Annotated in this window: 23 protein-coding genes; 12 read left to right on the plus strand and 11 right to left on the minus strand. The window is 61.1% G+C overall.

The annotated features are described in order from the left end of the window. The coding region (locus tag IZU87_RS18130; RefSeq protein ID WP_213114141.1) for an integrase core domain-containing protein at nucleotides 1-162 on the plus strand (162 nt) is incomplete at its 5' end. A 380-nt stretch (nucleotides 163-542) separates the two neighbouring features. Then, nucleotides 543-1,604 carry a capsular polysaccharide synthesis protein gene (locus IZU87_RS06725; protein ID WP_213114068.1) on the plus strand — a complete coding sequence of 354 codons (1,062 nt, stop codon included), beginning with the start codon at nucleotides 543-545 and terminating at the stop codon, nucleotides 1,602-1,604. A 222-nt stretch (nucleotides 1,605-1,826) separates the two neighbouring features. Here the strand turns inward: IZU87_RS06725 and IZU87_RS06730 are convergent, their stop codons facing one another. Next, nucleotides 1,827-2,138: a hypothetical protein gene (locus IZU87_RS06730; protein ID WP_043332181.1), complete on the minus strand. Its 312-nt coding sequence runs from the start codon at nucleotides 2,136-2,138 to the stop codon at nucleotides 1,827-1,829. A gap of 548 nt (nucleotides 2,139-2,686) precedes the next feature. Between IZU87_RS06730 and IZU87_RS06735 the strand changes: the two genes are divergently transcribed. Next, on the plus strand, nucleotides 2,687-4,318 hold the full coding sequence (locus IZU87_RS06735) for a BCCT family transporter (RefSeq protein WP_213114069.1): 1,632 nt from the start codon (nucleotides 2,687-2,689) through the stop codon (nucleotides 4,316-4,318). Between the two features lie 186 nt (nucleotides 4,319-4,504). Here IZU87_RS06735 and IZU87_RS06740 read toward each other — a convergent pair whose 3' ends face one another. Continuing rightward, entirely contained in the window at nucleotides 4,505-5,536 is a 1,032-nt protein-coding gene (locus tag IZU87_RS06740; RefSeq protein WP_213114070.1) for an LLM class flavin-dependent oxidoreductase, read from the minus strand. A 287-nt stretch (nucleotides 5,537-5,823) separates the two neighbouring features. Here IZU87_RS06740 and IZU87_RS06745 point away from each other — a divergent pair, with 287 nt between their 5' ends. Next, nucleotides 5,824-6,591, plus strand: coding sequence for an extensin-like domain-containing protein (locus IZU87_RS06745; RefSeq protein ID WP_339843638.1), 768 nt, complete (start codon nucleotides 5,824-5,826; stop codon nucleotides 6,589-6,591). A 285-nt stretch (nucleotides 6,592-6,876) separates the two neighbouring features. After that, nucleotides 6,877-7,314, plus strand: a complete 438-nt coding sequence (locus tag IZU87_RS06750; protein WP_213114071.1) for an Sbal_3080 family lipoprotein — start codon at nucleotides 6,877-6,879, stop codon at nucleotides 7,312-7,314. Nucleotides 7,315-7,467: 153 nt separating this feature from the next. Here the strand turns inward: IZU87_RS06750 and IZU87_RS06755 are convergent, their stop codons facing one another. Further along, a complete protein-coding gene (locus IZU87_RS06755; RefSeq protein ID WP_213114072.1) occupies nucleotides 7,468-7,890 on the minus strand; it encodes a VOC family protein in 423 nt (140 codons plus the stop codon). A 277-nt stretch (nucleotides 7,891-8,167) separates the two neighbouring features. Between IZU87_RS06755 and IZU87_RS06760 the strand changes: the two genes are divergently transcribed. The 4 genes from IZU87_RS06760 (at nucleotide 8,168) to IZU87_RS06775 (ending at nucleotide 13,136) form a co-directional block, all read left to right on the plus strand. After that, nucleotides 8,168-8,893 (plus strand): SCO family protein, encoded by a 726-nt coding sequence (locus tag IZU87_RS06760; RefSeq protein WP_213114073.1) that lies wholly within the window; start codon nucleotides 8,168-8,170, stop codon nucleotides 8,891-8,893. After that, nucleotides 8,890-9,366, plus strand: coding sequence for a DUF2946 family protein (locus tag IZU87_RS06765; RefSeq protein ID WP_213114074.1), 477 nt, complete (start codon nucleotides 8,890-8,892; stop codon nucleotides 9,364-9,366). Before IZU87_RS06760 ends, IZU87_RS06765 begins: the two co-directional genes overlap by 4 nt. Nucleotides 9,367-9,474: 108 nt before the next feature. After that, the gene (locus IZU87_RS06770) at nucleotides 9,475-11,001 is read left to right on the plus strand and encodes a PepSY-associated TM helix domain-containing protein (RefSeq protein ID WP_213114075.1); all 1,527 of its coding nucleotides are present in this window, start codon (nucleotides 9,475-9,477) and stop codon (nucleotides 10,999-11,001) included. After that, nucleotides 10,998-13,136: a TonB-dependent receptor domain-containing protein gene (locus tag IZU87_RS06775; protein WP_213114076.1), complete on the plus strand. Its 2,139-nt coding sequence runs from the start codon at nucleotides 10,998-11,000 to the stop codon at nucleotides 13,134-13,136. The genes IZU87_RS06770 and IZU87_RS06775 overlap by 4 nt, the downstream gene beginning before the upstream one ends. Nucleotides 13,137-13,285: 149 nt before the next feature. On the opposite strand, the gene IZU87_RS06780 is transcribed toward IZU87_RS06775, so the two are convergent. From IZU87_RS06780 to IZU87_RS06790, 3 genes are all read right to left on the minus strand, one after another. Continuing rightward, complete coding sequence (locus tag IZU87_RS06780) at nucleotides 13,286-13,870, minus strand: NAD(P)H-dependent oxidoreductase (protein ID WP_213114077.1); 585 nt, start codon at nucleotides 13,868-13,870, stop codon at nucleotides 13,286-13,288. A 245-nt stretch (nucleotides 13,871-14,115) separates the two neighbouring features. Next, nucleotides 14,116-15,390, minus strand: a complete 1,275-nt coding sequence (locus tag IZU87_RS06785) for a Y-family DNA polymerase (RefSeq protein ID WP_213114143.1) — start codon at nucleotides 15,388-15,390, stop codon at nucleotides 14,116-14,118. An 8-nt stretch (nucleotides 15,391-15,398) separates the two neighbouring features. Beyond that, nucleotides 15,399-15,860 (minus strand): LexA family protein, encoded by a 462-nt coding sequence (locus IZU87_RS06790; protein WP_043332158.1) that lies wholly within the window; start codon nucleotides 15,858-15,860, stop codon nucleotides 15,399-15,401. Nucleotides 15,861-16,121: 261 nt separating this feature from the next. Between IZU87_RS06790 and IZU87_RS06795 the strand changes: the two genes are divergently transcribed. Next, nucleotides 16,122-17,357, plus strand: coding sequence for a glutamate carboxypeptidase (locus IZU87_RS06795; RefSeq protein ID WP_249330474.1), 1,236 nt, complete (start codon nucleotides 16,122-16,124; stop codon nucleotides 17,355-17,357). A gap of 106 nt (nucleotides 17,358-17,463) precedes the next feature. On the opposite strand, the gene IZU87_RS06800 is transcribed toward IZU87_RS06795, so the two are convergent. From IZU87_RS06800 to aptA, 3 genes are all read right to left on the minus strand, one after another. Next, nucleotides 17,464-17,775 (minus strand): putative quinol monooxygenase, encoded by a 312-nt coding sequence (locus IZU87_RS06800; RefSeq protein ID WP_043332154.1) that lies wholly within the window; start codon nucleotides 17,773-17,775, stop codon nucleotides 17,464-17,466. Between the two features lie 217 nt (nucleotides 17,776-17,992). Next, entirely contained in the window at nucleotides 17,993-19,483 is a 1,491-nt protein-coding gene (locus IZU87_RS06805; protein WP_213114079.1) for a CoA-acylating methylmalonate-semialdehyde dehydrogenase, read from the minus strand. A 181-nt stretch (nucleotides 19,484-19,664) separates the two neighbouring features. Then, nucleotides 19,665-21,014, minus strand: a complete 1,350-nt coding sequence (gene aptA / locus IZU87_RS06810; protein ID WP_043332339.1) for an omega-aminotransferase AptA — start codon at nucleotides 21,012-21,014, stop codon at nucleotides 19,665-19,667. Between the two features lie 201 nt (nucleotides 21,015-21,215). Between aptA and IZU87_RS06815 the strand changes: the two genes are divergently transcribed. Continuing rightward, nucleotides 21,216-22,202, plus strand: a complete 987-nt coding sequence (locus IZU87_RS06815; protein WP_225996410.1) for a LysR family transcriptional regulator — start codon at nucleotides 21,216-21,218, stop codon at nucleotides 22,200-22,202. Continuing rightward, nucleotides 22,199-23,266: a LacI family DNA-binding transcriptional regulator gene (locus IZU87_RS06820; protein ID WP_213114080.1), complete on the plus strand. Its 1,068-nt coding sequence runs from the start codon at nucleotides 22,199-22,201 to the stop codon at nucleotides 23,264-23,266. The genes IZU87_RS06815 and IZU87_RS06820 overlap by 4 nt, the downstream gene beginning before the upstream one ends. A 78-nt stretch (nucleotides 23,267-23,344) precedes the next feature. On the opposite strand, the gene IZU87_RS06825 is transcribed toward IZU87_RS06820, so the two are convergent. Next, nucleotides 23,345-24,481: a hypothetical protein gene (locus IZU87_RS06825; RefSeq protein WP_213114081.1), complete on the minus strand. Its 1,137-nt coding sequence runs from the start codon at nucleotides 24,479-24,481 to the stop codon at nucleotides 23,345-23,347. Between the two features lie 170 nt (nucleotides 24,482-24,651). Then, nucleotides 24,652-26,124 (minus strand): sodium:solute symporter family protein, encoded by a 1,473-nt coding sequence (locus tag IZU87_RS06830; RefSeq protein ID WP_213114082.1) that lies wholly within the window; start codon nucleotides 26,122-26,124, stop codon nucleotides 24,652-24,654. Nucleotides 26,125-26,242: the final 118 nt, after the last annotated feature.

Here is a 26,242-nt window from a genome sequence, read left to right on the forward strand (position 1 = left end):
TACGAGTGCGTTTACCTGAAGGCTTTCGAGAGTGGCGCCCACTTGCGAAGGGATCTGAAGTGTTACTTCGCTTGGTACAACACGGAGCGGCCCCACCAAGGGCTGGACGATGCCACACCTGATGAAGCGTACTTCTCTCAACCACTGACCCAGGCGGCCTGACGCCGATGATGACCTGATCCGAGCTTAGACGACCCGTCAGGTGGTCCAAAGGATGGGGTCCACTTCAGAGGTGTTGCACTGATATGTACGCTGACCGCTCAGCCGACATGTCTTGAAAGACGAATGCTGCTTACGTGGTTTCCTGATTCTTGTCATCGGTGAACAGCTTCATCGATGACAAGTCTTCATTCTCTGTCCCAAGCCCTGTCACAAGCCCTGTCACAAGGCCAAGACTTGCCCTCGACTCATCTGGCCTTGCACTTTTCCTCGAGTTTTCCCTTCTGTTAGACAATTCTGCAAACTATCGGTATTTTTACGCGATTCGCGTTATTTATCGTTACCTATGCGCTGTCATGGGTAACTAATACCTGGGTTGCCTGATGATCAATGCATTCATTCGAAGCGATACTTTCGAGAACAAGGGCTATTGGCTGCGCAAGCATGTTGCGTGGTTCAGCCATCGCTACAATGCGCATTATGGAATCGCGCAGCTGTCGCCACAGAGTCCACGTTACCAGGTAGCACGGGATTCACTCGCAGAATTGCAGCGTGCGTCGTCATTGGGGCCCAACCCGGGGGCGGCGACTCAGTCACAAGCCCAGCCCAAGATAATCTGGATGTACTGGGATGCTCCGCTGGAATCAGCACCGGAAGTCGTACGTCTGAGCGTCAGGTCGTGGCAGGCGCTGAATCCAGACTACGAAGTGCGACTGCTCAGTGATGACAATATCCAGCAGGTACTTGGCTTTGATTTCCTTGCTGCCTTCGAGCTGTCGACGGTCAGGTTGAACCCTGCCATCAAGGCGGACGTATTGCGGCTGTATCTATTGAGTCGTTATGGGGGAGTCTGGGCTGACAGCACGACGTTCTGCCTGACGCCATTGTCGGAGTGGTTGCCTGTGGCAATGAGTGAACTGGGCTTTTTCACCTTTCGTCAAAGCAAGGCGCCCGCCAGGCCGATGGAGGTCTGGTTCATTGCGGCGGTGCAAGGGCGGGAAATCGTGACCCATACATTGGGCCTGTTTCTGGAACATCTCTTCTTGCCCCGGCGCAGTGCGATCTTCATTTCCAATCGTGCCAAGAATCACGCGAAGCTGGGGGTCGGGCGCCAGCATCCTGAGCTGCTCTATGCGGATTTTGTCCGCCGTGCCGAGCGCTTTGGCTTCATGCCGTATTTTTCGTTCAGCTATTATCTCAATGACAGCTTGCGGGAATACCTGACCTCGGCGGATATAGAGCGCTTCATGTCGCTCGAGAATCGCTACGTAGGGAATGGAGAGGAGTTTGAAGCATTCCAGGAGGCGCTGGTCTCCAAGCAGACCTATAAAAGAGATTACCAACAGCGTCCCGTATTTCTGAAGCGCAAGGACTACCTTCTGTCCCTGCTGGCGGACACCAAAGAGGCTGAGGCTCGTGTCAGCGTGAGCTCTTCTTCAGCGTGAAACTTGGCTGGTTAAAGTTCTGGCTAGAGGGAATTCTGGATAGAGTGAGTACTGAATAGGGTAAAAGAACAAGAGCCTGTGGCCATTGGCTGCAGGCTCTTTTGGCTTGTCATCCGCCTACCCATCATTTGAAGGCCTTCAGCCTGATGGTCTCTCGCCAAGGTGCCTGTGTCCGTGAAGTCGCAGGCTCTGGTATCTTCCCTGGCATCGTGAGGCTATTCCTCACTTGAAACAGATACGCGTGCCCCAGGCGAGCAGTTCTTCCTGATTGAGGCTGCGCGATTCGACCCCGATCATTTCATCTCCCCATTGATCTGCCCAGGTCAGCACGCCGTGGCTGATGCCGCGTGCGCCCATCAAGTCGCGTATCTCGCCGGTGCCCTTGAACCAGAGCGCGCTGTGATCGTTGCGCGTCAGGTCCGAGATGCCGTGGCAATGATGGATTCTCACCTTGTAGATGCCATCCAGTGACATGACCTCGACCACCGGCACCATGCCGTGCTGCAGTGCGCGTGCCAGCGACTCGAGTGTCATGCTGGTCTCGTCCTGGTGGGCGAGCGGCTGATCGGCGAGCTGGCTTGGGGGTAGTGGGGCAGCAGGCGACGCGTGAGTGGGGGTCACAGCGGTGCGTGGCGGGTGTGATGCAGTGGTATGTGCAGGCATCGGGAATACCCTCAGTGGGATGTCATGTCGGCGGTGAATCGCGTTTTATAACTATCGTACAAGTAATGTAGAGGTTATCTGGCGATCTCGCCATCGTGGCTGGCCAGCTTGCCTGGGACTTCCCGTCTTCCTGCTCCCTGTCCTTCCAGGGCCTGCGCTGTCCTTTCAAGGTCTGCACTGACCTTTCAAAAGCGGCTTTCTCCTCCCACGCGGAGGCTGTGGCCTGGTGGGACAAACGCCTACTTGTACAGACAGTGACAAATTTTCCTGTGCTGCTGGCGTCGTCTGCCCTTGAAGTTCTGGGGAATCAGGTTCATGTCTAGAAGGCACTGCGAATATTCGTTGGCGATACGCTACTCGTTTCTCGCTGGTGCGCGATCCACCTCACCGCTGTCACAGCTCACAGGGAGTAGCGATTTATGACATCTGGAGGAAAGCGCGTATTCAGCGCGTCGGTCATCATCATTCTGGGGCTGGTCGCATTGGGGGCAGGATTCCCCACCCGTTTCGGTGAATTGGCAGATCAGGCGCTCGGCGCCGTGACCAGCATGTTCGGCTGGTTCTATCTGATATCCGTGTTTGGTTTCGTGATCTTTCTCATCAGTCTCGCGTTGAGCAAGTATGGCAAGATCCGGCTTGGGCCGCAGGATAGCCGGCCTTCCTATACCTTCTTTTCCTGGGTCAGCATGCTGTTGGCAGCAGGGTTTGGCGTCGGGCTGGTGTTCTATGGCATGGCGGAACCCATGCAGCACTATCTGAAGCCGCCGTTCGCCGATATGCCGGGCGAGACGCCCGAGTCTGCGCGCTATGCCATTCAATATGCCTTCTTCAATTGGGGCGTCCATCAATGGGCTGCCTTCTCGGTGGTCGGCCTGATCATTGCCTATTTCCAGTTCCGCAAGGGACAGGCGGGTCTGGTGTCCTCGGTGCTGTCTTCCGTGACGGCCAAGCATCCCAAGGTGCGCCGCTACGGCTCGGTGCTGGATGTCTTTGCGGTGGTGGCGACCGTGATGGGGGTCGCGACATCGCTGGGCCTGGGCGTGTTGCAGATGAATGGGGGGCTGCACTTCGTCTTCGGCGTGGAAGAAGGCTGGCAATGGCAGTTCATCATCATGGGCGTGATGTTCTGTGCCTACATGGCCTCGACCTGGTCCGGGCTCGACAAGGGCATCAAGCGCCTGTCCAACCTCAACATGAGCATCTGCATCGCGCTGATGCTGTATGTGCTGTTCACCGGCCCGACGCTGGAGATCCTCAAGACGATCACCCTGGGCATCGGCGATTATCTGCAGAACTTCATCGGCATGAGCCTGCGCATGTCGCCCTATGACGGCAATGACTGGAACAGCTCCTGGACCGTCTTCTATTGGGCATGGGTCATCGCCTGGTCGCCGTTCGTCGGTACCTTCGTCGCGCGTGTCTCGCGTGGCCGCACCATCAAGGAGTATGTGGTGGGCGTGTTGATCGTGCCGCCGCTGCTGGCGTGCCTGTGGATCGGTGTCTTCGGTGGCGCGGCGATCAACATGGAGCTGGCCAGTGATGTCGGTCTGGCGGCCGCGACGGATGCCAACATCACGTCTGCCTTGTTCGAGATGTTCGATCTGATGCCCTTCAGCAGTGTGCTGTCGGTGGTCGCGATCATGCTGATCTTCATCTTCCTGGTGACCTCCGCCGATTCGGCGTCCTACATCGTGGCGCAGATGACCGACGGCGGCTCGATCAACCCGCCGCTCTACAAGCGTATCGCCTGGGGCGTGCTGATCGCGGCCATCTGCCTGACGCTGATCTCGACGGGCGGTCTCAAGGGCTTGCAGTCAGCCTCGGTACTCTCTGCCTTGCCCTTTACCTTCATCATCTACGGCATGATCGTGGTATTGGTGAAAGAGCTGCGGGCTGATCGTCGCCAGATGCTCAGTCAGCTATATCGCCGTCATGGTGAGACACCGGTCGGTGCGGATATCTTCGAGGCTGACAGCCTGGCGGAGGAAGATCGCATCCGCCGTGCGCCGGACGTCAAGAATCGTCGGGTGAACCCGCGCGACCATCATTGAGCCGAGTCGTGGCATGAACTTATCGTCATGAACTCATCGCCTTGAGTTCATCGTTTTAAGTTCATCGCCTTCAACTCATGACGTCAATGCGTGTCTTCACGGCAGGCTCAGAACGACAGACGCCGCTCACAGGAGATGTGAGCGGCGTCTTGTCTTGGCAAGCCAGTCAGCGTGAAGGGGCCCGCGTCATTGACTGGCGTCCGGCGTCCGGCGCCCGGCGACCTCGGCGAGTATCTCGTAGCTCTTCAGGCGATCGGCATGCTCATAGAAATCCGAGTTGAACATCAATTCGTCGGCCTGGGTTACCTCCAGCAGATGCTCGAGTTCGCTGCGAATGCGCTCAGGCCCGCCGATGATGGCAGCAGCCAGATTCTGGCCGACCATGGCTTCCTCGCGTGCTGACCAGTCCAGTGTCTCGCGTGGGGGCAGGGCGCGCGTGCTCTTGCCGCGGATCAGGTTGAGGAATTTCTGTTGCTGGGTGCTGGCCAGGAAGTGAGCGCGTTCATCACTGTCGGCGGCGATCAGCGGCAGGCCGAGCATCACATAGGGCGCATCCAGCACCTCGGAGGGCGTGAAGTTCTCGCGATAGAGCTTGATGGCCTCCAGCATGTAGCCGGGGGCGAACTGACCGGCGAAGGCGAAGGGCAGACCTTTTTTCGCTGCCAGGCGTGCGCTGTAGTCGCTGGAACCCAATAGCCACAGGGGGACATGAGTGCCTTGCCCCGGCATGGCCTTGACGCGCTGACCGGGTGAAGCCTCGCCCAGATACTGCTCGAGTTCGGCCAGCCGCTGGGGGAAGTCATTCACGCCGGCGGAAGGGTCGCGGCGCATCGCCTGCATGGTGATGCCATCGGAGCCCGGCGCGCGGCCAAGTCCGAGATCGATCCTGTCCGGGTAGAGCGTGGCCAGGGTGCCGAACTGCTCCGCCACCACCAGCGGGGGATGATTGGGCAGCATGATGCCGCCCGAGCCGACCCGCAGGCGGGAGGTCTTGCCGGCCACATGGCCGATCAGCACCGAGGTGGCGGCACTGGCGATGCCATCGATGTTGTGATGCTCGGCCAGCCACAGGCGATGAAAGCCCAGCGCTTCGACATGCTGGGCGAGACTGACGCTATTGTGGAAGGTGTCAGCAACACTGCCGGTATCGCGGATGGGGGCAAGGTCCAGCACCGAGAGCGGGATCGTGTCCAGGCGTGAGGTAGGGGCTGTCGTCATGTGCGCTCCTGATGGCGGATTGGCGTGCAGAGAGCAGCCGGGGCGCGGCCCCTCAAGGGCGTATGGCTGGTCTGCTGAATGGCGTCCAGCATAGTGGACAGCCGCGTCTCTGACAGCACCTCATCCTTCATTTCACTGTTTCTGATATGGCATATATGAGGCGGTCGATACGCCCTGTCATCTACGGTGGTCAGTACCCTGGTGCAGGTGAAGCCCAGGGCAGGCGAGGCCCGGGGCAGGCGAAGCCCGGGGCAGGTGAGGGCCTGCATCGCGAAAAGGAGGGGAACATGAACGGTTTGCAGCACAAGCAGCGCCGCAAAGGCATGGGACTCACGTTGATATGCCTGGTGCTCATCGGCCTGGGCGTTGCGATCCAGCGCGACATCATCGTGCTGGAGCGCTGGATACCAGCTCACTATCTCCCGTGGGCGCCACTGCAATTGGAGGACCCGCCTGGCATGGTGACCGGCTGGAAGCTCTCACGCTTGAACGAGAATCCGGCCGCCTGTCGCGCATTTCTCGAGCGGGAAGTCCCGCAACGGGTGACCTTCCTGCCGGATCGCCCCAGCGACAACGGCTGTAACCTCATCAACAGCGTACGCATGCATTCGTCGCCAGGCACGAGTGGTGAGCAGGGCGTTCGCTTCAACCAGTCCTTCATTGCCAGCTGCCCGCTGGCGGTGAGCTGGCTGCGCTTCGAGCGCCATGGGCTAAAGTCAGCGGCGCAGGAGGTCATGGGAAGCGAGGTGACGCATGTGTCCCATGTGGGCAGCTACGCCTGCCGCAACATCTACGGACGAGAGAACGCACGCCGCAGTGAACACGCCACCGCGGATGCGCTGGATGTCACTGGCTTCACGCTGGCGGATGGCCGTCACATTCGGCTGCCGCGCGACTGGACGGCACCCGACGATGAAGATGCCCCAGGCCGGTTCCTGCGCGCCGTGCAGGACGCCGCCTGTGAGAGTTTCGGCGCCGTGCTGGGGCCGGATTACAACGCGGCCCATCGTGATCACTTCCATCTCGGCACAAGGGGCTGGCGATTCTGTCGCTGAGCAACACTGCACGCTGCGTCGGGCAAGAGAACGACAATACTGGTATCCGTGCACGCTGTCAGTGGGTCATGACTGGCTCGGTGTAATAAGGGGGACTCATATTTGTCGTGCCTGTCGTCATTTGTCGGTGTCACTGAAAAGGCTCGCGGTTGCATGGGGGGAATGACGCTTGATCACCGGCAGATTCCTCGCATTTATTTGTTTTCACTAATACCCTGCGGACAAGTATGCCTTCCATGTCATATATCGCGGTGAAGCCTCTTGTTCAATGACAGGGAGTCAAGAATGACAGGAATGACGAAGGCATTATTGGCAGCTTCCATCACCCTCGTGATGGCCGGCTGTACCTCGGTGCAGGTTCAGCCTCTGGAGCGCATGTCCTATCTGGATACCGTGTGCATCGAGCGCAATGAAGCCGTGATCGTGCCCGGCTTCCTGAATGTGATCCTGCAGGGCTTCAGTCGCAATGGCTTGAATACGCGAGTCTATGACGCGCCGGTCCCCGGATATTGCGAAGTAGTTCTGAAATATACCGCGCTGCGCTCATGGGATTATGTGACATACCTTTCTCATGCAGAACTATGGCTAGACGATCCGTATGGCGATGAAATCGCCTATGCGCAGTATCATCTAATAGCAAAAGGGGGATTGGGGTTCTCTAAGTACGCCAGTGTCGAAACCAAGATGAACCCGGTCATCGATGACCTGCTCGTCAACTACTGACGTGTTTACCGTGATGGGCATCCAAGCCATTTCCTTGCACGCCACACCAGAACGTCATTTCTCGCCATGATGGCGCACTTGATAGCGGGGCCGGGGCTTTTGTCATGCACCGGCCCCTGCGGAGACTCTCGAGACATCTGGTGTTCTGGAGTCTCAGGGTGCCATGCCCATGCCACGACTGATCGTCGGGGCGCAGCGCTCGGGGTTGATGCTGACCACGCGTAGGCGATGCCCATCGGGGAGCACGCAATCGAGCACCTGCCAGGCACAGCCGGGGGCGCTGCTGCCGTGACTCTCGATCAGGTGCGCTCCCTGGGCCTGCCATTGATCGCGGAAGCGGGCAAAGTCCGTTCGCTCGATCTCAAGCGTCAGCTGGCGGCTGTCGGGTTGCTCGGCACTGCGCTGCAACAGCAATACGCTGGTCTGCTTGTCTCGGCGATGGTTCAGCTCCAGGATCGCGCTGGTGGCATTGCGCAACAGGATGGGCAGGGCGAGTGTTTCGGTGAAGAAACGGCAAGCGGCATCGAGGTCGCGCACTTCAAGGATGGCTGGGTGCAGGGAAAGGCGCTGAATCATGGCGAAGCCTCATGGCGTGAGGGGAAGAAGGGAATGGGGACTGGCTCCATTGCAGGAGCATGGAGACAGTGTCGTGTCCGTCCGGGCGAGGCGCACTTTGAATCTGATGATGATGGTGATGGCTTTACGCTATCTGGGGCCTTGTCGCGCCCGCTAAGCCCCGTGGGAATCGCTGTGGCAACTTGTCGCATTAGTGGTTTTGCGGGTGTGAATGGTTAGCATCCCTGCCTTCGACCCTGTTGCCTTTACCTTCTTTGCACGCCACGTTGGAGTGTTCATGTCGCCGCGCAAGCTGATCCTGATGGGACTCAGTGCTTTTGCTCTCGTCGTCATCGCGTTGATCACGGGGCTTTCCGCTTCGCATCAGCCGCGTGATGCGTGGCTGGCGACGCTCGAGCTGCCTTCCACGCGTGGACTGTTGCACGCGGACACCTTGTCCAGGGGGGAAGCGGGCCATCTGAGCGTGCTGGTTCCCGGATTTACGCATTGCCCGGACATCTGTCCGTTGTCGCTTGCCCGGTTGCAGATGGCCTGGCAACGCCTTGACGAGACGTCACGCACGCATCTGCATCCGATGTTCCTGACACTGGATCCGGCGCGCGACACCCTGCCAGTGCTGTCACGTTATCTGTCTGCCTTCAGCCTGCCGGTGACCGGCCTTCGCCTCCCGTTACATGACGATACGCGCCTGAAGGAATTCACTCAGCGCCTCGGTATCCAGTTCCAGCAGCGAGACCCCGAGCAGAGGCATCCCCCTGAACACGCGCAAGCGCAGTCGTCGGCCGGTGAGCCCGATTACATGATCGATCATAGTGTGGCGATCTTCGTGATCGATGACCGCGGACGACTGCGTGACACCTTGCCGCTCAGTCAGACGCCTGCGCAGCTGGCCGATCGATTGACATTCCTGCTTCAGTCCGTGGCCGCAGCGCCGTCTTCTGCCGATGTCGCGACCGTCAACACGAGCGCAAACGCGAACGTGTCGGCAACGGGGGGCGCATGACAGCGACTTGCCTCTCGACTCGCCACGCCAGGCGTGAATCCGTTTCCTATCATCGCGCCCTGTCACGCCTGACTGCGGCCAATGGGCATGTCGTCTTCGTGATGCTGATCGCGCTGGCCGCCATGCTGGTCATGCCGCTGGCGGCACCGCGTGTGGTGATGGTCGACGATCATGCCGTCTTCGAGAGCGTCGGTACCGGTCGTTGGGTGAGTGCTGATAGCGACTGGATAACGCGTGCCGCTCGCGAAAGCGGTTCGCAGGCGCAGATCACCCATAGTTCCGCTGCTTCGGATTGTCCGTTGGCCAGCATGGCGGCCTATACGCTGGCATTGGTCGCCGTTGCCCTGTTGCTGGCGTTGGGTCGGTTGTCTCGCGACGCTGCCCCGCGGCCTTGCCTCGTCGCGTTTCGCGACATCAATGTCTATCTGCGTCCGCCCGGGCGCGCGCCACCCCTCGATTCCCTCGCGCCATGAATTGATGGGCTACCTCGCGGTGGCTCTCCATAGTGTTCGGTGACCTCACGTTGACCGACGGACAAAGCATCCGTCGCGCGTCGTGGCACCTGTCGATGGGTAATCGAGATGAGTTCAACAACCAACACCGACTCCGCGGGTCGCGCCGCTCGCGGTTTCAGCGATATCTACCGCGCCGTGTGGCGCTGGCATTTCTATGCCGGCCTGCTGGTGCTGCCTTTCCTGACCTTGCTGGCCGTCACCGGCGGTCTTTATCTGTTCCGTGAAGAGATCGATCGCTTCGTGCATGCCGACCTGATGCAGGTCAACACGCCGGTGGTGCAACAGGCGAATGGCCAGGCACAGGCGAGTGTCCCGCTGAGCGAGCAGGTACGACTCGCCGTGGAAAGCCTGCCCGGCAAGGCCGTACGTGTCGTGCCGCCTGCGGCCAGTGACTTGACCACCGAAATCGATATCGTGGCTGCCGATGGCAGTGGCAAGCAGGCGGTCTACGTCAATCCCTACAGTGGTGAAGTGCAGGGGCAGATGGCCTACCGGGACAGCATCATGTGGACGGTCCGCAATCTGCACAGCCTCGCGATCACCGGCCCCATCGGCAATGCCGCGATCGAGATCGCCGCCGGCTGGAGCATTCTGCTGGTACTCAGCGGCCTGTATCTGTGGTGGCCCCGAGGCCAGAAGGGCGGTGTCGTCACGCTGCGTACCACGCCTGCGCGCCGTCTGTGGTGGCGTGACCTGCATGCCGTGTGTGGCATCTTCGCCGCTGGTTTCATTCTGTTTCTCGCCGTGACCGGCATGCCGTGGTCAATGGTGTGGGGTGCCAAGGTCAACGAGTTGGCCAACGGGCATAACTTCGGGTATCCCGATGGCGTGCGCGTGAATACGCCGATGTCCGATACGCGTCTGGTGGATCAGGAGAGGACGACCTGGTCTCTCGAACAGGCCCTTATCCCGTTATCTTCCTTGCCGGCTGCTGCGACAAGTTCCACCGTGGATGAGGGGGAGCATGCCGGGCATGGTGGTGGTAGCAAGTCTGATGCCGAGCAGGCTTTTGGCACTGCGGCCGTGCCGCTGAGCGCCGCCGCGATTGCCCATGCCGATATCGGCCTCGATCAGGCTGAGCGCATCTTCGCTCGCGAAGGCCTGGCGCCGGGCTATGCCATCAATCTGCCGGGCTCGCCTCAGGGCGTCTACACCGGCTCCGTCTATCCGGATGCGCTGGAGCGTCAGCAGGTAGTGCATGTGGATCGCTATTCCGGCGATGTGCTGCTAGACATGCATTACGCCGATTACGGTCCGCTGGGCCGAGCGCTGGAGTGGGGCATCAATGTCCACCTGGGGCAGCAGTACGGGTTGGTCAACCAGCTGGTGCTGGTGCTGGCCTGTATCGCGATGGTGATGATGAGCGTCGGTGCGGTGGTGATGTGGTGGAAGCGTCGTCCGGTGGGCGGTATCGGTATCCCGCCGCTGCCCAAGGAGCGCAAGTGTATCGCCGGTGTCTGGGGCTTGATGATGATCGTCGGTGTCATCTTCCCGCTGGTCGGCCTCTCGCTGATCGTGATGGGGCTGCTGGATTGGCTGTGGATTCGTGCCACACACAAGCGCGGGAATGACTTCCAGGAGGCCAGCGCATGACGCTATCTCTCGTCAATTTCCCGTTCCGTGCGCGTCGCTTGTCATCGCCAGTGAGCGCATCGCGTGGTCGTCTGCCCATGGCCATTGCCGCCGCGATGGCAAGTAGCGGTACGCTGCCGGTTTACGCCGATACTGACACCACCAACGTATTGCCGTTGATCAGTATCGAGGCTCAGGCGCCCATGGCCAGCCCCGTCCACGACGTGCATGCGGGGCATGCCAAGGGCGACATGGACCTTGGTGAACAGCTACGCGAGGTCAATGGTGTCAGTGGCTCGCGTCTGGGCAGTCGCGGTGTTTCGGCCATCTTTCGTGCCCAGGGCGGTGAGCGCCTGATCCAGGAGGTGGATGGCGCATCGCTTTACCCCGCCTGCCCGGGGGGCATGGATACCACACTGGGTTACGCCACTGCCGGCAGCCAGTCGGACCTCACGCTCTACAAGGGCGCGCAGACCGTCAGTCGCGGCCCCAATTTTGCCGCGGGCAGCATCGAGGTGACGCGTCATACGCCCTCACGTACCGATGATGATGGCGTCCAGGGTACCTTGGGGGCCGGCTGGCGCAGCAATGATGATGCCACCAGTGAGACTCTGTCATTGACCGCCAAGCAGGGCGATTTCTGGGCCGCGCTGGACTTCGAGCATTCCGAGCGCAACAACTACGAGGATGGCAATGGCGATACCCAGGCAGGCGGGTATCGCAGCGATAATGGCAGTGTCCGAGTCGGCGCCTTTGCCACCGAGGATGTCGCCATTGAGGCGGGCGTCGCCGTGGTGCGCATCGATGATGCGCTGTATCCGTCGATGGATGCGCCACGCAGCGATATGGACCGCCAGTATCTCAAGTTGACCACCGACAACGTCGGCCTGTTCTCGCACACCGAAACACAGCTCAACCATGCCCGCGTCGTGCATGACATGGATAACGTCACCCTGCGTGACTTTGATGATTCCTCAATGAGCATGGGCATGGGCATGGGCTCGGGTATGGACATGGACATGGATATGAGCGACATGGCCATGTTTTCCAGCGCGACCACCGAGACCTGGTATGCCAGCACCCAAGGCGATATTCCGCTGACTGTTGGGGGCCATGACGCGATATTGACGCTGGGGGCCGATGCCGAACGGCTCGAGAGCAATTCCAACTCCCGGATGGGCATGTCATTGGATAGCCTGTCGGATAGCCAGACCTGGCCCGATGTCGTGCGCACACGTGGCGGGGTATTCGCGGAACTGGATACCACCCTCGATGCCGACAATCGGCTGGTGACTGGCGCGCGCTATGACGTCTCCATCAGTGATGCGCGAGATGCCGATGAGGTAGTGGGCAGCAATGCCTCGGCTATCTCCGCCTGGCGTGCCCAGTACGGCGATGATGTAGAAGCCAAGCAGCGTGACGGGGAGTTCAGTGCGCTGGCGCGGCTGGAGCATCGCGTCAACGAAGCGGTGAAAGGCTATGCAGCGCTCAGTCGCAGTGTGCGCTTTCCGACGGCCAGCGAGCGGTATTACAACCGCCAGTCTGACTCCGATGGCTGGTTGGGCAATCCCGAGCTTGATCCCGAGGTCCATCAGCAGCTCGAGCTGGGAGTGGCGGTCAGGCAGGGCGTCTGGCGCTATTCGGCGGACACCTACTACAACCGGGTGCATGACTGGATCGAGCTGGCCGAAGGCGACTCGCTGACCACCTATGACAATGTCGAGGCCGAACTCTACGGTATCGAGCTGGAAGCCAGCTGGCAGCAAAACGGTTGGCAGCATTCCGCAGGGGTTGCCGCGACGCACGGCACCAATCTGAGCGATGGGACACCTCTGTCACAGGTCGCCCCCTTCAATGGCTATCTGGCGACACGCTATGACGCGGACCGTTGGTGGGCGGGGGCACGATTCGATGCGGCCGCACGCCAGTCGCGTATTTCTGACAGCGAAGACGCGACGGCAGGTTTCGGCATCGTCGGCCTGGAGGGCGGCTATCTTGTCACTGATGACATCGAGCTGAGCGCCGGCATCTCCAACCTGTTCGACAAGGCTTACGCCTATCACGTCAATCGCTTCTACGATGACCCGCTGCAGGGCGATGTACAGGTCAATGAGCCGGGGCGTATCTTCTGGACGCACGCCAGCTGGAGCTTCTGAGCCCCGTACCCCCTCAATAGTGTGCGCTGGCCGCCGCTATTCGTTGGAACGCAAGAAGCCCGCCATCGGTCATGTCACCGGTGGCGGGCTTCTTGTATTACGAGCGGGCTCGAGTGCTTTCAGCGCTCGCAACTCATCTCTACGAGCCTTCAGGCGCGGCCGATGTGCTCGCGCAGGTGCGTGCGGTAGGCCTGGGTGTAGGCCTCCAGGTCAGGATTCTTGATCACATCAGTGGCCAGGTAGGTCGGCAAGGCCGTCATGCCGAGGAATTCCATCGCCTTGTGCACCGGGAAGTAGACGCCATCGATGCCCTTGCCCTCGAAGAAGTTGCCTTCTTCATCAAAGGCCTCAAGTGGCGCATTCCAGGTCAGTGACAGCATGTACTGGCGGCCCTGCATCAAGCCGCCAGTGCCGTAGCCCTGGGTCGGGCTGGTGCGATGACGGCCATCGCTGGCGTACAGCGCGCCGTGGCCCTCAGTCAGGATGTCATCGAGATACTTCTTCACGGTCCACGGCAGACCCATCCACCAACCTGGGGTCTGGTAGATGATCAGGTCCGCCCACAGCTGCTTCTCGACTTCCGCCTTGGCCTCGAAGCCTTCCTCGATGACGGTTTCACGCACCTCATGACCCAGCTCGGCCAGCTCACCGCGCGCCAGTTCATGCAGCGTCGCGTTCAGCTCGCCATTGGAATGGGCAAAGGCCTTGCCGCCGTTGATCAGTAGAATCTTCATGCCGGGTACTCCAGAACTGTTGGCTTTTAGCAATGGCGCACAGCATGAGTGTTCGCAAGTCATTGATAAAGCGGCACTGGCGTAAAACACCTTTGCTATGGATGCAACAATCCGATCAGATTGCGCGCGATATCTACGCATTCACTCCCTTCATGCCTTATGCGGTATGAGCGCCCAGGAAAGGGATTGTATTGCTGATGGTTGGGACACTCGGAATTGTGCTCATAACTTTCGGGCCAAGCCCACTAACGCAACCGCTTCAATTCCTGCCAGTTGGTGGTGTAGCGGGCGCTGCGGTGGGCGCAGCGCAGTTGCCAGGCGGCGTCGGGGTGTGCGACACCCAGGCGTACGGTGCCGCGGCCCATCTTCTGATTCATGGCGTCCAGTGTCGCCATCAATTGCTGGCTGCGTTCGCGCTTGGCGATGTCCTCTTCGCTTTCCAGCAGCGAGAGCTGCTCGCGTGGCTGGTCGATGAGGTCGAGCAGCATCACGCCAGCCTTCATGAAGCGATAGCCGCGCAGGTAGATATGCTCCAGCGCCTGTTGCGCGGCGGCGAGTATCTCGCGGCTGTCATTGGTGGGGGCGGGCAGCTCGACGATGGTGCTGGGTGAGTATTGCGGCAGGTCGGGTCGGTGACGATTGCTCTTGAGGAAGACCAGCACGGCGCGTGTCAGGCTACCTTGATGGCGCAGCTTCTCGGCGCCGCGCTGGGCATGTTGGCGGATGGCGTCCCTGAGTTCATTCAAGTCACCGGTCATGCGCCCGAAGGAGCGCGAGGTCATGATGCGCTGGCGAGCGTCATCGGCATCATTCATCTCGAAGCAGGGCGTGCCTTGCAGTTCGCGCGCGGTGCGTTCCAGTACCACGGAATACCGCTGGCCGATGGCGCGCGGGTCGGCGCAGCGCAGGTCCCAGGCAGTGTGCAGGCCTTGCAGTGCCAGGCGTTCGACCAGTCGTCGGCCCACGCCCCAGACATCGCCCAGTGGCGTATCGGCCAGCATGCGCTGGGTGCCGACTTCATTGGGTTCCAGCACGCAGACACCGCCGAATTCCGGACGCTTCTTGGCAGCGCGATTGGCCAACTTGGCCAGCGTTCGAGTTGGTGCGACCCCGACACACACGGGAATGCCGGTGAACTTGCGGACATTGCGGTGCAGGGTGCGGCTCAATGTCAGCATCGAGTTGCGATCAAAGCCATCGAAACGCACGAACATCTCATCGATGGAGTAGGGCTCGACCCCGGCGGAATATTCCTCCAGCACCTCACGCACGCGCGCCGACATGTCGCCATACAGCTCGTAGTTGGAGGAGAGCAGGTGGATGCGCCCCTCACGGACGAGTGGCTGTAGCTGGAAGGCGGGGGTGCCCATCTCCACGCCCAGCGCCTTGAGTTCGTTGGAACGCGCGATCACGCAGCCGTCATTGTTGGACATCACGCCGACAGGGCGGCCCTCCAGACGCGGATCGAACACTCGCTCGCAGCTGGCGTAGAAGTTGTTGCAGTCGACCAGTCCGATCATCGGCGTATTCATACCGCGTATTCGTGGATGACGGAGCGCACCACCCCCCAGACCTGGCATTCGAGGTCGAAGATCGCGACCGGTGGATACAGGGCATTGCCGGAGCTCAGATAGGGGCGCTGACCGATCAGCTCATAACGCTTGACCACCACCTCACCCTCGACCAGTGCCACCACGATATGCCCGGGACGGGCATCGATGGAGCGGTCTACCACCAGGGTGTCGCCCTCATAGATGCCGAAGCCTTCCATGCTGTCACCCGCCACCGTCATGAAGAAGGTCGCTGCCGGGCGCTTGATCAGCCGCTCGTTGAGGTCCAGCGTGCGCCCCGCGTAATCCTCGGCCGGCGAGGGGAAGCCGGAAATGCCAGCGCGCCCCGTGATGTGAGGGTGCGGCAGCGCACAGGGCTCCGGCGCTGGATGAGGGCGAGCCAGCGAGGCGTGGGACGGTTGAGCGGCAGATACGGTCATGGGTGGGGTCTCCTTTCGACACTGTATTCATATACAGTATCGGCGCTGAGAAGCCCTCAGGCAACCGATAATCCCTGCGAGTGCTGCACATTCACGAGACGCAGATCAGATGAGGTGCACCTGTGTTCAATGGTGGACGGCAGGTAAAGCTGCTAGCGGAAAAAATTTCCCGGTAGGCCTCGCGTTTGCATTTGCCTGATATCCGCCTTACCTTCGTTATTCCTTATATAACAATATTAGAGGTGGAAAATGCGGCTTCCGATGTTGGCGGTGGGTTTGGCATGCGGTATGTGCAGTGCCGGTGCGCAAGCGGCGGACTATCAGGATGTTCAGGATGCCGTCGAGCAACAGCGAGCGCCTCTGCTGGAGACGCTGGAAACACTGGTCAACGTGGATTCGGGAACGGGCTACCGTGAAGGCTTGAATGACGTTGAGGCAATGCTGACCCAGCATCTCGAAGCGCTTGGCGCACAGGTGGAAACGCACCCTGCCAAGACCTATGGCGGCAATACGATTGTCGGTCGCCTGCAGGGGAATGGCAGTCGCAAGATCATGTTGATGATTCACTACGACACCGTCTTCGATGAAGGCGCCGCCACGGAGCGTGCCTTCCGTATCAAGGATGGGCGTGCCTATGGCCCGGGCGTGGGCGATGCCAAGGGTGGCGCAGCCGTTATTCTGCACAGTCTCGAGGCGCTGGAGTCGCTCGGGTTTGATGACTATGGCCAGGTGACGGTTGTCTTCAATCCTGATGAGGAGAAAGGCTCGCCGGGCTCGCATGACCTGATTCATGAGCTGTCGGCAGATCAGGATGCCGTGCTGGTATTCGAGCCTACCTTCGCTGACCCGGGAGTCGATGCCGTCACCGTCGTCACCAAGGGCATCAACTATGCGTTTCTCGAGGTGAAGGGCCGTGCCTCCCATGCCGGTGGCGCACCAGAGGAAGGGCGCAACGCCATCATGGAATTGTCTCATCAGCTGCTGCAGTTGAATGAGCTTGATGATGCGGACAAGGAGACGACGCTCAACTGGACGATCGTCGAGGGCGGCGTCAAACGCAACGTGATTCCGGAGCATGCCAGGGCGGAGGGTGATATGCGCTACTTCGATAGCAGCGAGTATCAGCGTGTCCTGGAAGAAGCGCAGGCCATCACGAAGAACCAGTTGATCGATGATACCGAAGTGGAGTTTCACCTCGAGAAGGGGCGTCCGCCGCTGCCTGACAATCCGCAGAGCCAGCAGCTGGCCGAGCAGGCCCAGAAGATCTATCAGGAGTTGGGGCAGACACTGCAAGCGGTCGAGATCGGTGGCGGCACCGATGCGGCCTACGCCTATCATGCAGATTCCGATAAACCGGCAGTGCTCGAATCCCTGGGGCTCGTCGGCGGCGGCTACCACAGCGATCAGGAGTTCGTGCTGGTCGATAGCGTCGTGCCACGCCTTTACCTGACGACACGCATGATCATGCAGTTGTCCGAGGATCAGCCGCAGGAGTGAAACCGGGGTTGCAGCGGTAAATGATATGCCGTCATGACGGCAAGCCCGATAAAAAGCCCGGCCTCCAGGAGGCCGGGCTTTTTGGGTCTTTCCCCATGCTTTTCTGTCAGCCCGCCGGGCTCAGGATGCGGATATCGCCATCGGCGATCCAGTCACCGGCGTTGTCGCGGAAGCGCTGCATATGTTCCGTCTCGCGGTGGGCCTGCAGGGCATCGTGGGATTCCCAGGCTTCCACCACGGTGATGGTGTCGGGGCGTGGGTCGTTGTCCTTGTCGGCGGCGCGTTCGGAGTCCAGGCACGGGTGGTAGGCGTGGCAGCCATCTTCCTCGCGCACGGTGGGCGCGACGGCGCAGAGTTCATTGAAGACATCCTGAACGTGGCCTTCCTTGGCGGTAACGGTGGCGATTACCCAGATCATCTTGGCTCCTTGTGACGGTGCTGACCGCCGATGTTGTCGGGATTCTCGTGATGAGATGTCCTGACTATGTGGAGCCGTTTCTGGCCACTGCAAGGGGCAGGAGCTGACTGCCGGCATGACCCTGCATGATGAGCACACGAAAGCGCCGGACAGCAGGGCTGTCCGGCGCAGTTGTTATCAGATGATGATCCGCGGATCAGAACGAAAAGGCGATGGATCAGGACGGGAAGGCGAACTGGGCGCCTTCACGCAGGCCAGCGGAAGGCCAGCGCTGGGTGATGGTCTTGCGGCGGGTGTAGAAGCGCACCGCATCCGGGCCGTAGGCGGACAGATCGCCGAACAGCGAGCGCTTCCAGCCGCCGAAGCTGTGATAGGCGACCGGTACCGGCAGCGGCACGTTGATGCCGACCATGCCGACCTGGATGTGATCACTGAAGTAGCGGGCGGCTTCGCCATCACGGGTGTAGATGCAGGTGCCGTTGCCGTATTCGTGATCATTGATCAGCTGCATGGCGGCTTCCATCGAATCGGCGCGCACGACCAGCAGCACCGGGCCGAAGATCTCTTCCTGGTAGCAGGTCATCTCCGGGGTGACGCCATCGATCAGGGTGCCGCCGACGAAGAAGCCGTTCTCGCCGCCTTCGACCTGCGGATTGCGGCCATCGACCACCACCGTCGCGCCTTGCTGCTCGGCGCTGTCGATGTAGCCGACCACCTTGTCGCGATGGGCTGCGGTGATCAGCGGGCCGAAATCATTGCCCTTGTCGCTGTAGATGCCGACCTTGAGGCCTTCCATCTGCTGCTTCATCTGCGCGATCAGCTTGTCGGCGGCGTCATCGCCCACGGCCACCGCGACGGACAGTGCCATGCAACGCTCACCGGAGGAGCCGAAGGCGGCGCCATTCAGTGAGTTGGCCACGTATTCCATGTCGGCGTCCGGCATCACGATGGCGTGGTTCTTGGCGCCACCGAGGGCCTGACAGCGCTTGCCGTTGGCCGCGGCGCGGCTGTAGATGTATTCGGCGATCGGGGTGGAGCCGACGAAGCTGACCGCCTGAATGCGCGGGTCGTCCAGCAGCGTATCGACGGCTTCCTTGTCGCCATTGACGACATTCATGACGCCGGCCGGCAGACCGGCCTCCATCAGCAGCTCAGCGATGAACAGCGTGGAAGTCGGGTCGCGCTCGGAGGGCTTGAGGACGAAGGTGTTGCCGCAGGCGATCGCCATCGGGTACATCCACAGCGGTACCATGGCCGGGAAGTTGAACGGCGTGATGCCGGCAACCACGCCCAGCGGCTGGAATTCGCTCCAGGAATCGATGCCCGGGCCGGTATTGCGGCTGTGCTCGCCCTTGAGCAGTTCCGGGGCGCTGCAGGCATATTCGACATTCTCGATGCCGCGCTGCAATTCGCCCAGCGCATCGTGACAGATCTTGCCGTGCTCCTGACCGATCAGGCGGGCGATCTCGTCGGAGTGTTCTTCCAGCAGCTGCTTGAAGCGGAACATCACTCGGGAGCGCTTGATCGGCGGCGTGTTGCGCCATTCCGGGAAGGCGGCCTCGGCGGCCGCGATGGCTTCCTCGACCGTCGCCTTGCTGGCCAGGCGCACCTGACCGCCGACTTCGCCGGTGGAGGGATTGAAGATGTCCTGGGTACGGCCTTCGCTGTGATCGATGTTGCCGTTGATGAGGTGTCCGAGCGTCTTCATTGGGTGGGCTCCCTGAGATGACTTGTGAAATGAATGGCGATGAATGAAGTGGTGTTGATCGTCAGTTCTGAATGTTGATGGTCAGTCTTGAACGTCGATCGCCAGCCTTGAGCGTCGACCGTCAGCCTTGAGCGTCGACCGTCAGCCTTGAGCGTCGACCGTCAGCCTTGAGCGGTGACCGTCAGTCCTGGGCGGCGAAGGCATCGCCGAGGGCATTGATCAGGCGGTCCAGCTCGTCGTGTTCGGTGATGAACGGCAGGCCCAGCTGGATGGTGTCGCCGCCGTAACGCACATAGAAACCTGCCTTCCAGCAGTGCATGGCAATCTCATACGGGCGCCGCGCCGGCTCGCCGGGATAGGCCTCGACCTGCAGGGCACCGGCCAGGCCGTAGTTGCGGATGTCGCTGATGTAGCGCGTGCCCTTGAGCTCGTGCAGCTTCTTCTCGAATACCGGACTCAGCTCGCGGACGCGGGAGATGAGCTGGTCGTTCTCGAGCACGTCGAGGGCTGCCAGCGCCGCGGCACACGCCACCGGGTGACCGGAATAGGTGTAGCCGTGGGGAATCTCCATCATGTAGTCGGGGCCGCCGTTGTCCATGAAGGTCTGGTAGATGTCGCCCTTGACGACCACAGCGCCCATCGGCACCGCGCCATTGGTGATCTGCTTGGCGACGTTGAGGATGTCCGGCGTGACCCCGAATTCCTCGGCGCCGCTCATGGCGCCCATGCGTCCGAAGCCGGTGATGACCTCATCGAAGATCAACAGGATGTCATGCTGGTCGCATATCTCGCGCAGGCGCTTGAGATAGCCCACTGGCGGTGGCAGCACGCCGGCGGAGCCTGCCATCGGCTCGACGATGACGGCGGCGATGTTGGAGGCATCATGCAGCGCGATCAGCTCCAGCAGCTCATCGGCGCGCTCGGCACCGGTCCTGGGCATGCCGGGCGTGAAGACATTTTCCTTGAGCAGGGTATGCGGCAGGTGATCGGCATCGACCCCCTGACCGTAGAGCGAGCGGTTGGCCCCGATGCCACCGACACTGAAGCCCCCGAAGTTGACGCCGTGATAACCCTTGCTGCGCCCGATCAGCTTGGTCTTGGTCGGCTTGCCTTTCTTGCGCCAGTAGGCACGCGCGATCTTCAGTGAGGTGTCGGCACTCTCGGAGCCGGAGCCGGTGAAGAAGACGTGATCCAGCCCCTCGGGCATCAGCGTCTTGATGCGGTGCGCCAGCTCGAAGGCCTTGGGGTGGCCGTACTGGAAGGCGGGTGCGTAATCCAGCTCGCGCAGCTGCGCGCTGACCGCCTCGGCGATTTCCGGGCGGCAATGACCGGCACCGCAGGTCCAGAGGCCTGACAGGCCATCGAAGATCTGGCGGCCCTGGGAGTCCGTGAAGTAGGCCCCCTGGGCCTTGGTGATGATGCGCGGGTCCTGCTTGAACTGGCGGTTGGCCGTGTAGGGCATCCAGTAGGCATCGAGCTGCTCCTGGCTCAAGCCTGCCTGGGCGGAAGGGGATGTATCGAAGGCGGTCATGATGTCTCCCACAGAGTGTGTTGTTGTTGGTTCTCGTCTCCTGTCCAACTAGATTAGGAAGTCCTTTTGGTAAGATAAATGCCATTGTCTTTACCTTCAGGAAAGCATTTACTTAACTTTCCGCTGGCGTTCGATACGCCTTCTCGGTGCAGTCAGGCGCCGTGTGGCGCGGAACCGTTCAACAACAGGAGGCGCGGGCCTATGCGAGGCGAGGTCATGCGGGGGCAGCTCGGCGATACCGACCTGCGTCTGCTGCGTATCTTTCGCAAGGTAGTGGAGTGCGGTGGCTTCTCGGCGGCCGAGATCGAGCTCAACATCAGTCGCTCCGCCATCAGCATGGCGATGAGTGACCTGGAGACGCGGCTGGGCCTCAAGCTCTGTCAGCGCGGGCGCAGCGGGTTTGCTCTCACCAATGAGGGGCGGGAAGTCCACGAGGCCGCGATGCAGATGCTGGCGGCGGCAGAGGGCTTTCGCACACGCATCAATGGTCTGCATGCCTGGCTCAAGGGCGAGCTGAACATCGGCATCACCGACAATCTGGTCACCATGCCCGAGATGCACATCACGGATGCGCTGAGTGCGCTGAAGGGTCACGGCCCGGAGGTGATGATCAACATCCGCATGATTCCCCCCAACGAGATCGAGCGTGCCGTGCTGGATGGCCGGCTGCATACCGGGGTGATCCCGACGCTCAAGACGCTGCCGGGGCTCGAGTATCGCTCGCTCTACGAGGAAACCTCCTGCCTTTACTGCGCGCGAGGCCATGTGCTGTTTCGTGAACCCCGGGCGGGCGATACCCTCGCGCGGGGGCGTCCGGTGGGCGAGGAAGAGATTCGCCAGCATGATGCGGTGCTGCCGGCCTACGCGCAGACGCCTGCGATCAAGGCGCTGCACGAGCCACTCAAAGCCGCCGCTTCCGCGACCGACCGCGAGGGCATCGCCTTCCTGGTGCTTTCCGGGCGCTATCTCGGCTATCTGCCTACCCACTATGCCGAGCGCTGGGTGCGCGATGGCCAGATGCAGGCGCTCAGCCCGGTGGCCAACTCCTATGTCACCTATTACAGCGCCATCACGCGCAAGAGCCGCCCACCCAATCTGGTGCTGGAGCGTTATCTGACGGAACTGGATGCCCTGCGCCAGGCGAAACCGGCCCGAAGAGCGCAGGCGGCGAGGGAGAGCAAGCCATGAACAAGCCCAGGCGTGCCGGGGTCAGGGAAGTCGCCCAGCTGGCGGGGGTGTCGGTCGCGACGGTCTCGCGGGTGCTCAACAATCCCGAAAAGGTAGTGAAGAAGACGGCTGACAAGGTGCTGGCGGCGGCCGACGCGCTCGATTTTCTGCCCAACAATGCCGCGCGTGTGCTGTCTCAGCATCAGTCGCGCACCCTGGGAATCGTGATCCCGACCTTCGAGAACCCGATCTACGCCAAGTTCATCGATGCATTGGAAGGCGCGCTGGCGCGGGCGCACTTCAGCCTGCTGGTGACGACCACCCAGAAGGGGCGGGTGACGGAATTCGACAAGGTGCGTGAGCTGGTCAACATGGGGGTGGATGCCGTGATTCTGCCCGGCGGCAGTCATGCCGCCGAGACACTGGATTACCTGTCACGCTTCTCGGTGCCGGTGGTCTTCAACAGCATCTACCTGCCGGACTCGCCGTTGATCACGGTGGGCTATGACAACTACGGCCTGGCCAAGGCACTGGCGGAGTATCTGATGTCCTTGGGACATCAGCGTATCGTCATCCTCTCCGAGCCACTGGCGCACAACGACCGTGCACGCCTGCGCTACGACGGCGCCGTTGCCGCGCTGCAGGCGCTGGAGAGTGCCCGCGCCGATCGCGAGCATGACCAGTTCGTCGATGTCACCACCGCCGGGGCGAGCGCCGCGATAGGCGAGCTTTCTTGTGAGGCTGGGGGCGCGCTCGATGGCGAAGGGCAAGGCGGCCTGCGGGATGGCATCACCGCCGTGATGTGCCTCAATGACGTGCTGGCCAGTGGTGCCATGCTGGCGCTGCAGCGGCGGGGAATCCGTGTGCCGCAACAGGTCTCGGTGGTGGGATTCGATGACCTGGAAATGGCGGAGTTCCTCAATCCACCGCTGACGACGGTAGACCTGCCGGTGGAAGAGATGGGCGAGGTGATCGCCCGGGCGTTGATCCGCCATCTCGAAGACGACACGCCCTTGACGTCACGCTTGCTGGACGCGTCGCTGGCGATTCGTGGCAGTGCAGGCCCGGCGCCCAGCCAGGGCTGAGCACCTGTTCGCGGGGTCTGATCCTCGGGTCCTGACTCACGGGGCCTGATTCACACGGCCTGACTGATAGCGCCTGACTCACAGCGTCTTGTAGTCGACCCAGCCCGGGCCGTAGATCGGCTGCAACCAGGCGCGATGCAGGGAGTTGTCCAGCGACTCGGCCTGAAAGCGCACGTACTTCCAGTCGCCGTCCAGTTCCAGCTCCCACTCTGCAGCAGCGGTGGGGGCCGTGATCTCGATCAGCTGCGGCGCGTCTGGCTCGCCTGCGCCTGTAGGGTCCACGCCTCGCTGCACCATCGCCTTCCACTTCACCTTGCCCTGTGCGCTGACGCGCAAGGTGTAGCGCCCCTGCTGTTCAGACATTGCCAGTGGCGTATCGGCCAGCATCACCCCGGTGCTGGCATAGAAGCGGTTGCGCTTCACGTTGCGCAGGATATCGGCCTCGTTGAGCGCCGCGGCCACCATGATGAAGCCCAGTGGCGCGTAGTTCTCGTAGACATATTGCTCGCGATAGAACTCGTCGTTGCCGGCAAAGCCTGCACAGCGCACTCCCTCACACAGAAGATCATCCCAGCAGGGCTCTGCCATGTGTGGCGCATAGGGCCTGGCCCCCATGTGTTCCTCCAGGATGGAAAGGCCGTTGTAGACATCCATGCCCATGATGTTCATCTCCGCGAGGCGCGCACACGGGTTGAGGAGCGTCTTCTTGATCTGTGTCCATTCGCCGCCTTCGCGTGGGCGGGTGGTCTCGAAGAAGTTGGGATGGGCGCAGATCGACAGGCCGCCGACCTTGCCCATGCTCAGCACATGCAGATATTTCGAATGCTCGCCGGCGAAATAGCCGTCGAGATAGCCGCCATCGTCGATGGTGTCGTTCTGGATCTCGCGTCCCGGAATCACCACGAAGTCATCACGCTGCTCGCCACGTGAGAACAGCTCGATATTGTTGAGGTAGGGGTGAACCGACGTGCACACGAAATCGAAGTGGAAGGGAGCGGCCTGTGAGCGCCGGATCACTTCGTCATGATCCTCGCCATGAATCCGGTCCATCGAAATGCTCTCATCGAGCGCTTCGCGGGTATGCACATGGATATTGCCCTTGAGCCAGCGCGTGCCGGGCTGAGGCTCTGACTCGCTCAGCGGGGCATAGGGATTATGGACACGATGGGCGGCTGGCCTGGCGGCGCTGGGGGAAGTCGGTACTGCTCGGGTCATGTGAGTCATCCTTGTCATGACGGCGTGCCGGAGAATCCTGCTGATCAGTCAGCGGGTGAAGAGATCACAAGCAAGCGGCAGGCCAGGCACCAGGGGCGGCGAAATGGCTCGTGGCAACGACAAGCCCCGAGCCACTTCCTGTCTTTACGATCCTGGTGATCCGGTGTCGCTCAGACAGCCTTCGAGGCCAGCGCGATATCCGGCTTGGCGGCGTCCGGGAGAGCGCTTGTGGCGTGTGACTCGGCGCCATCCCAGTAATAGGCCGCGACATCCTCGCTGGGGCTATGGCGGGTCAGCTTGCTGACGACCACCAGCACGACCAGCGAGGTCAGGAAGCCCGGGTAGGCGGGGTCGATGCCAGTCGACAGCAGTGGCCAGAGGGCGGTGACACTCAGGGCGCTTGCCATGCTGCTGATGCAGCCCCGGGACGTCGCATGCTTCCAGAACATCACCGCGAAGAACGGGAAGATCAGCGTGGTGGCCGAGATGCGCAGCGCCCATTGATAGGCCGAGATGATGTCGGTCATCAGGAAGGTGACGCCCAGTCCCAGCACGCTGATGATGACACTCAGGCGCGCCGAGGCCATCTTCTGCTTCTCGTTGGCGTGACGATTGATGAAGTTGCCATAGAGATCATGCGCCAGGTTGGAGCTGCCCTGCAGGATGTAGGAATCCGCCGAGGTCATCAGGGCGGCCAGCAGGCCGACGATGACCAGTCCGCCGATGGCCGGGTGCAGCAACTGCATGGTGACGTAGGAGAAGACGAGATCGGCCGAGGTATCCAGCGGCACGAATTGGCGTGCCAGTACGCCGATGCAGTAGGGCAAGAAGGAAATCAGCATCACGATGGAGAAGCCTGACACGCCAGCCTTGATGGCCACATCCTCACTTTCGGAGGCGAAGATGCGTTGCCAGGTGCACTGCCAGACGAGGTAGAAGGGCGCCACCGTCAGCGCGAAGGTCACCACCTCCATCGTCTTGCCCTCGGGCAGCGGGGCGAGAAACTCGATCGGCGTATTGAGCAGGGCATGTTCCAGCCCTCCGGCATGGCTCAGGGCAGTGAAGCCCAGCACCATGATGCCGGCGATCAGCAGGATGCTCTGCAGGGCATCGGTGACGATGGCCGCTTCAAGGCCGCCCAGAATGGTAAAGCCGAGAATCAGCGCAAAGGACACGAAGATGGCGGTATTGAACTCCAGCCCCAGCACCACGGTGAGAATGGTGCTCATGCCGATGATCTGGATCGCGGTGGCAGGCACCGAGTAGACGAAGGCCGAGAAGAACGAGGGAAACAGACTGGCCTTGCGGCCGAAGCGGCGCCCGAACAGATCCGCCAGGGTATAGAGCTTCTTGCGACGCAGCGGGCGACTGAAGAAGATGACCAGCATCAGGCTCGCGATAATACCGGGCAGGGCGAACATGAAGTAGCCGGAGAGCCCCTTGGAAAAGCCCATCCCCATCCAGCCGATGAAGGCTGCCGCACCACACCAGGTGCTGATGGTGGTGCCGGTGATCTTCCAGTAGCCCATGTTCCAGCCGGCAATCAGATAGCTGTCAGAGGTCTTCACCTTGCGGAAGTAGTAGTAGCCGATCGCGAACATGATCACGAAATAGCCAATGATATAGGAGTAGTACCAAGCCATTGTCGAGTCTCCGTTTATTGTTGATTGTTCTATGAAGGTCATGCATGGAGCAGGGCGTACGTGGCGTAGCAGGGACTGAAGCGACCCTCTGATTGTTGGGGATGATGCAGTGGGGCAG

This window comes from Cobetia sp. MC34 (assembly GCF_018340035.1).
Lineage (GTDB): Bacteria > Pseudomonadota > Gammaproteobacteria > Pseudomonadales > Halomonadaceae > Cobetia > Cobetia amphilecti.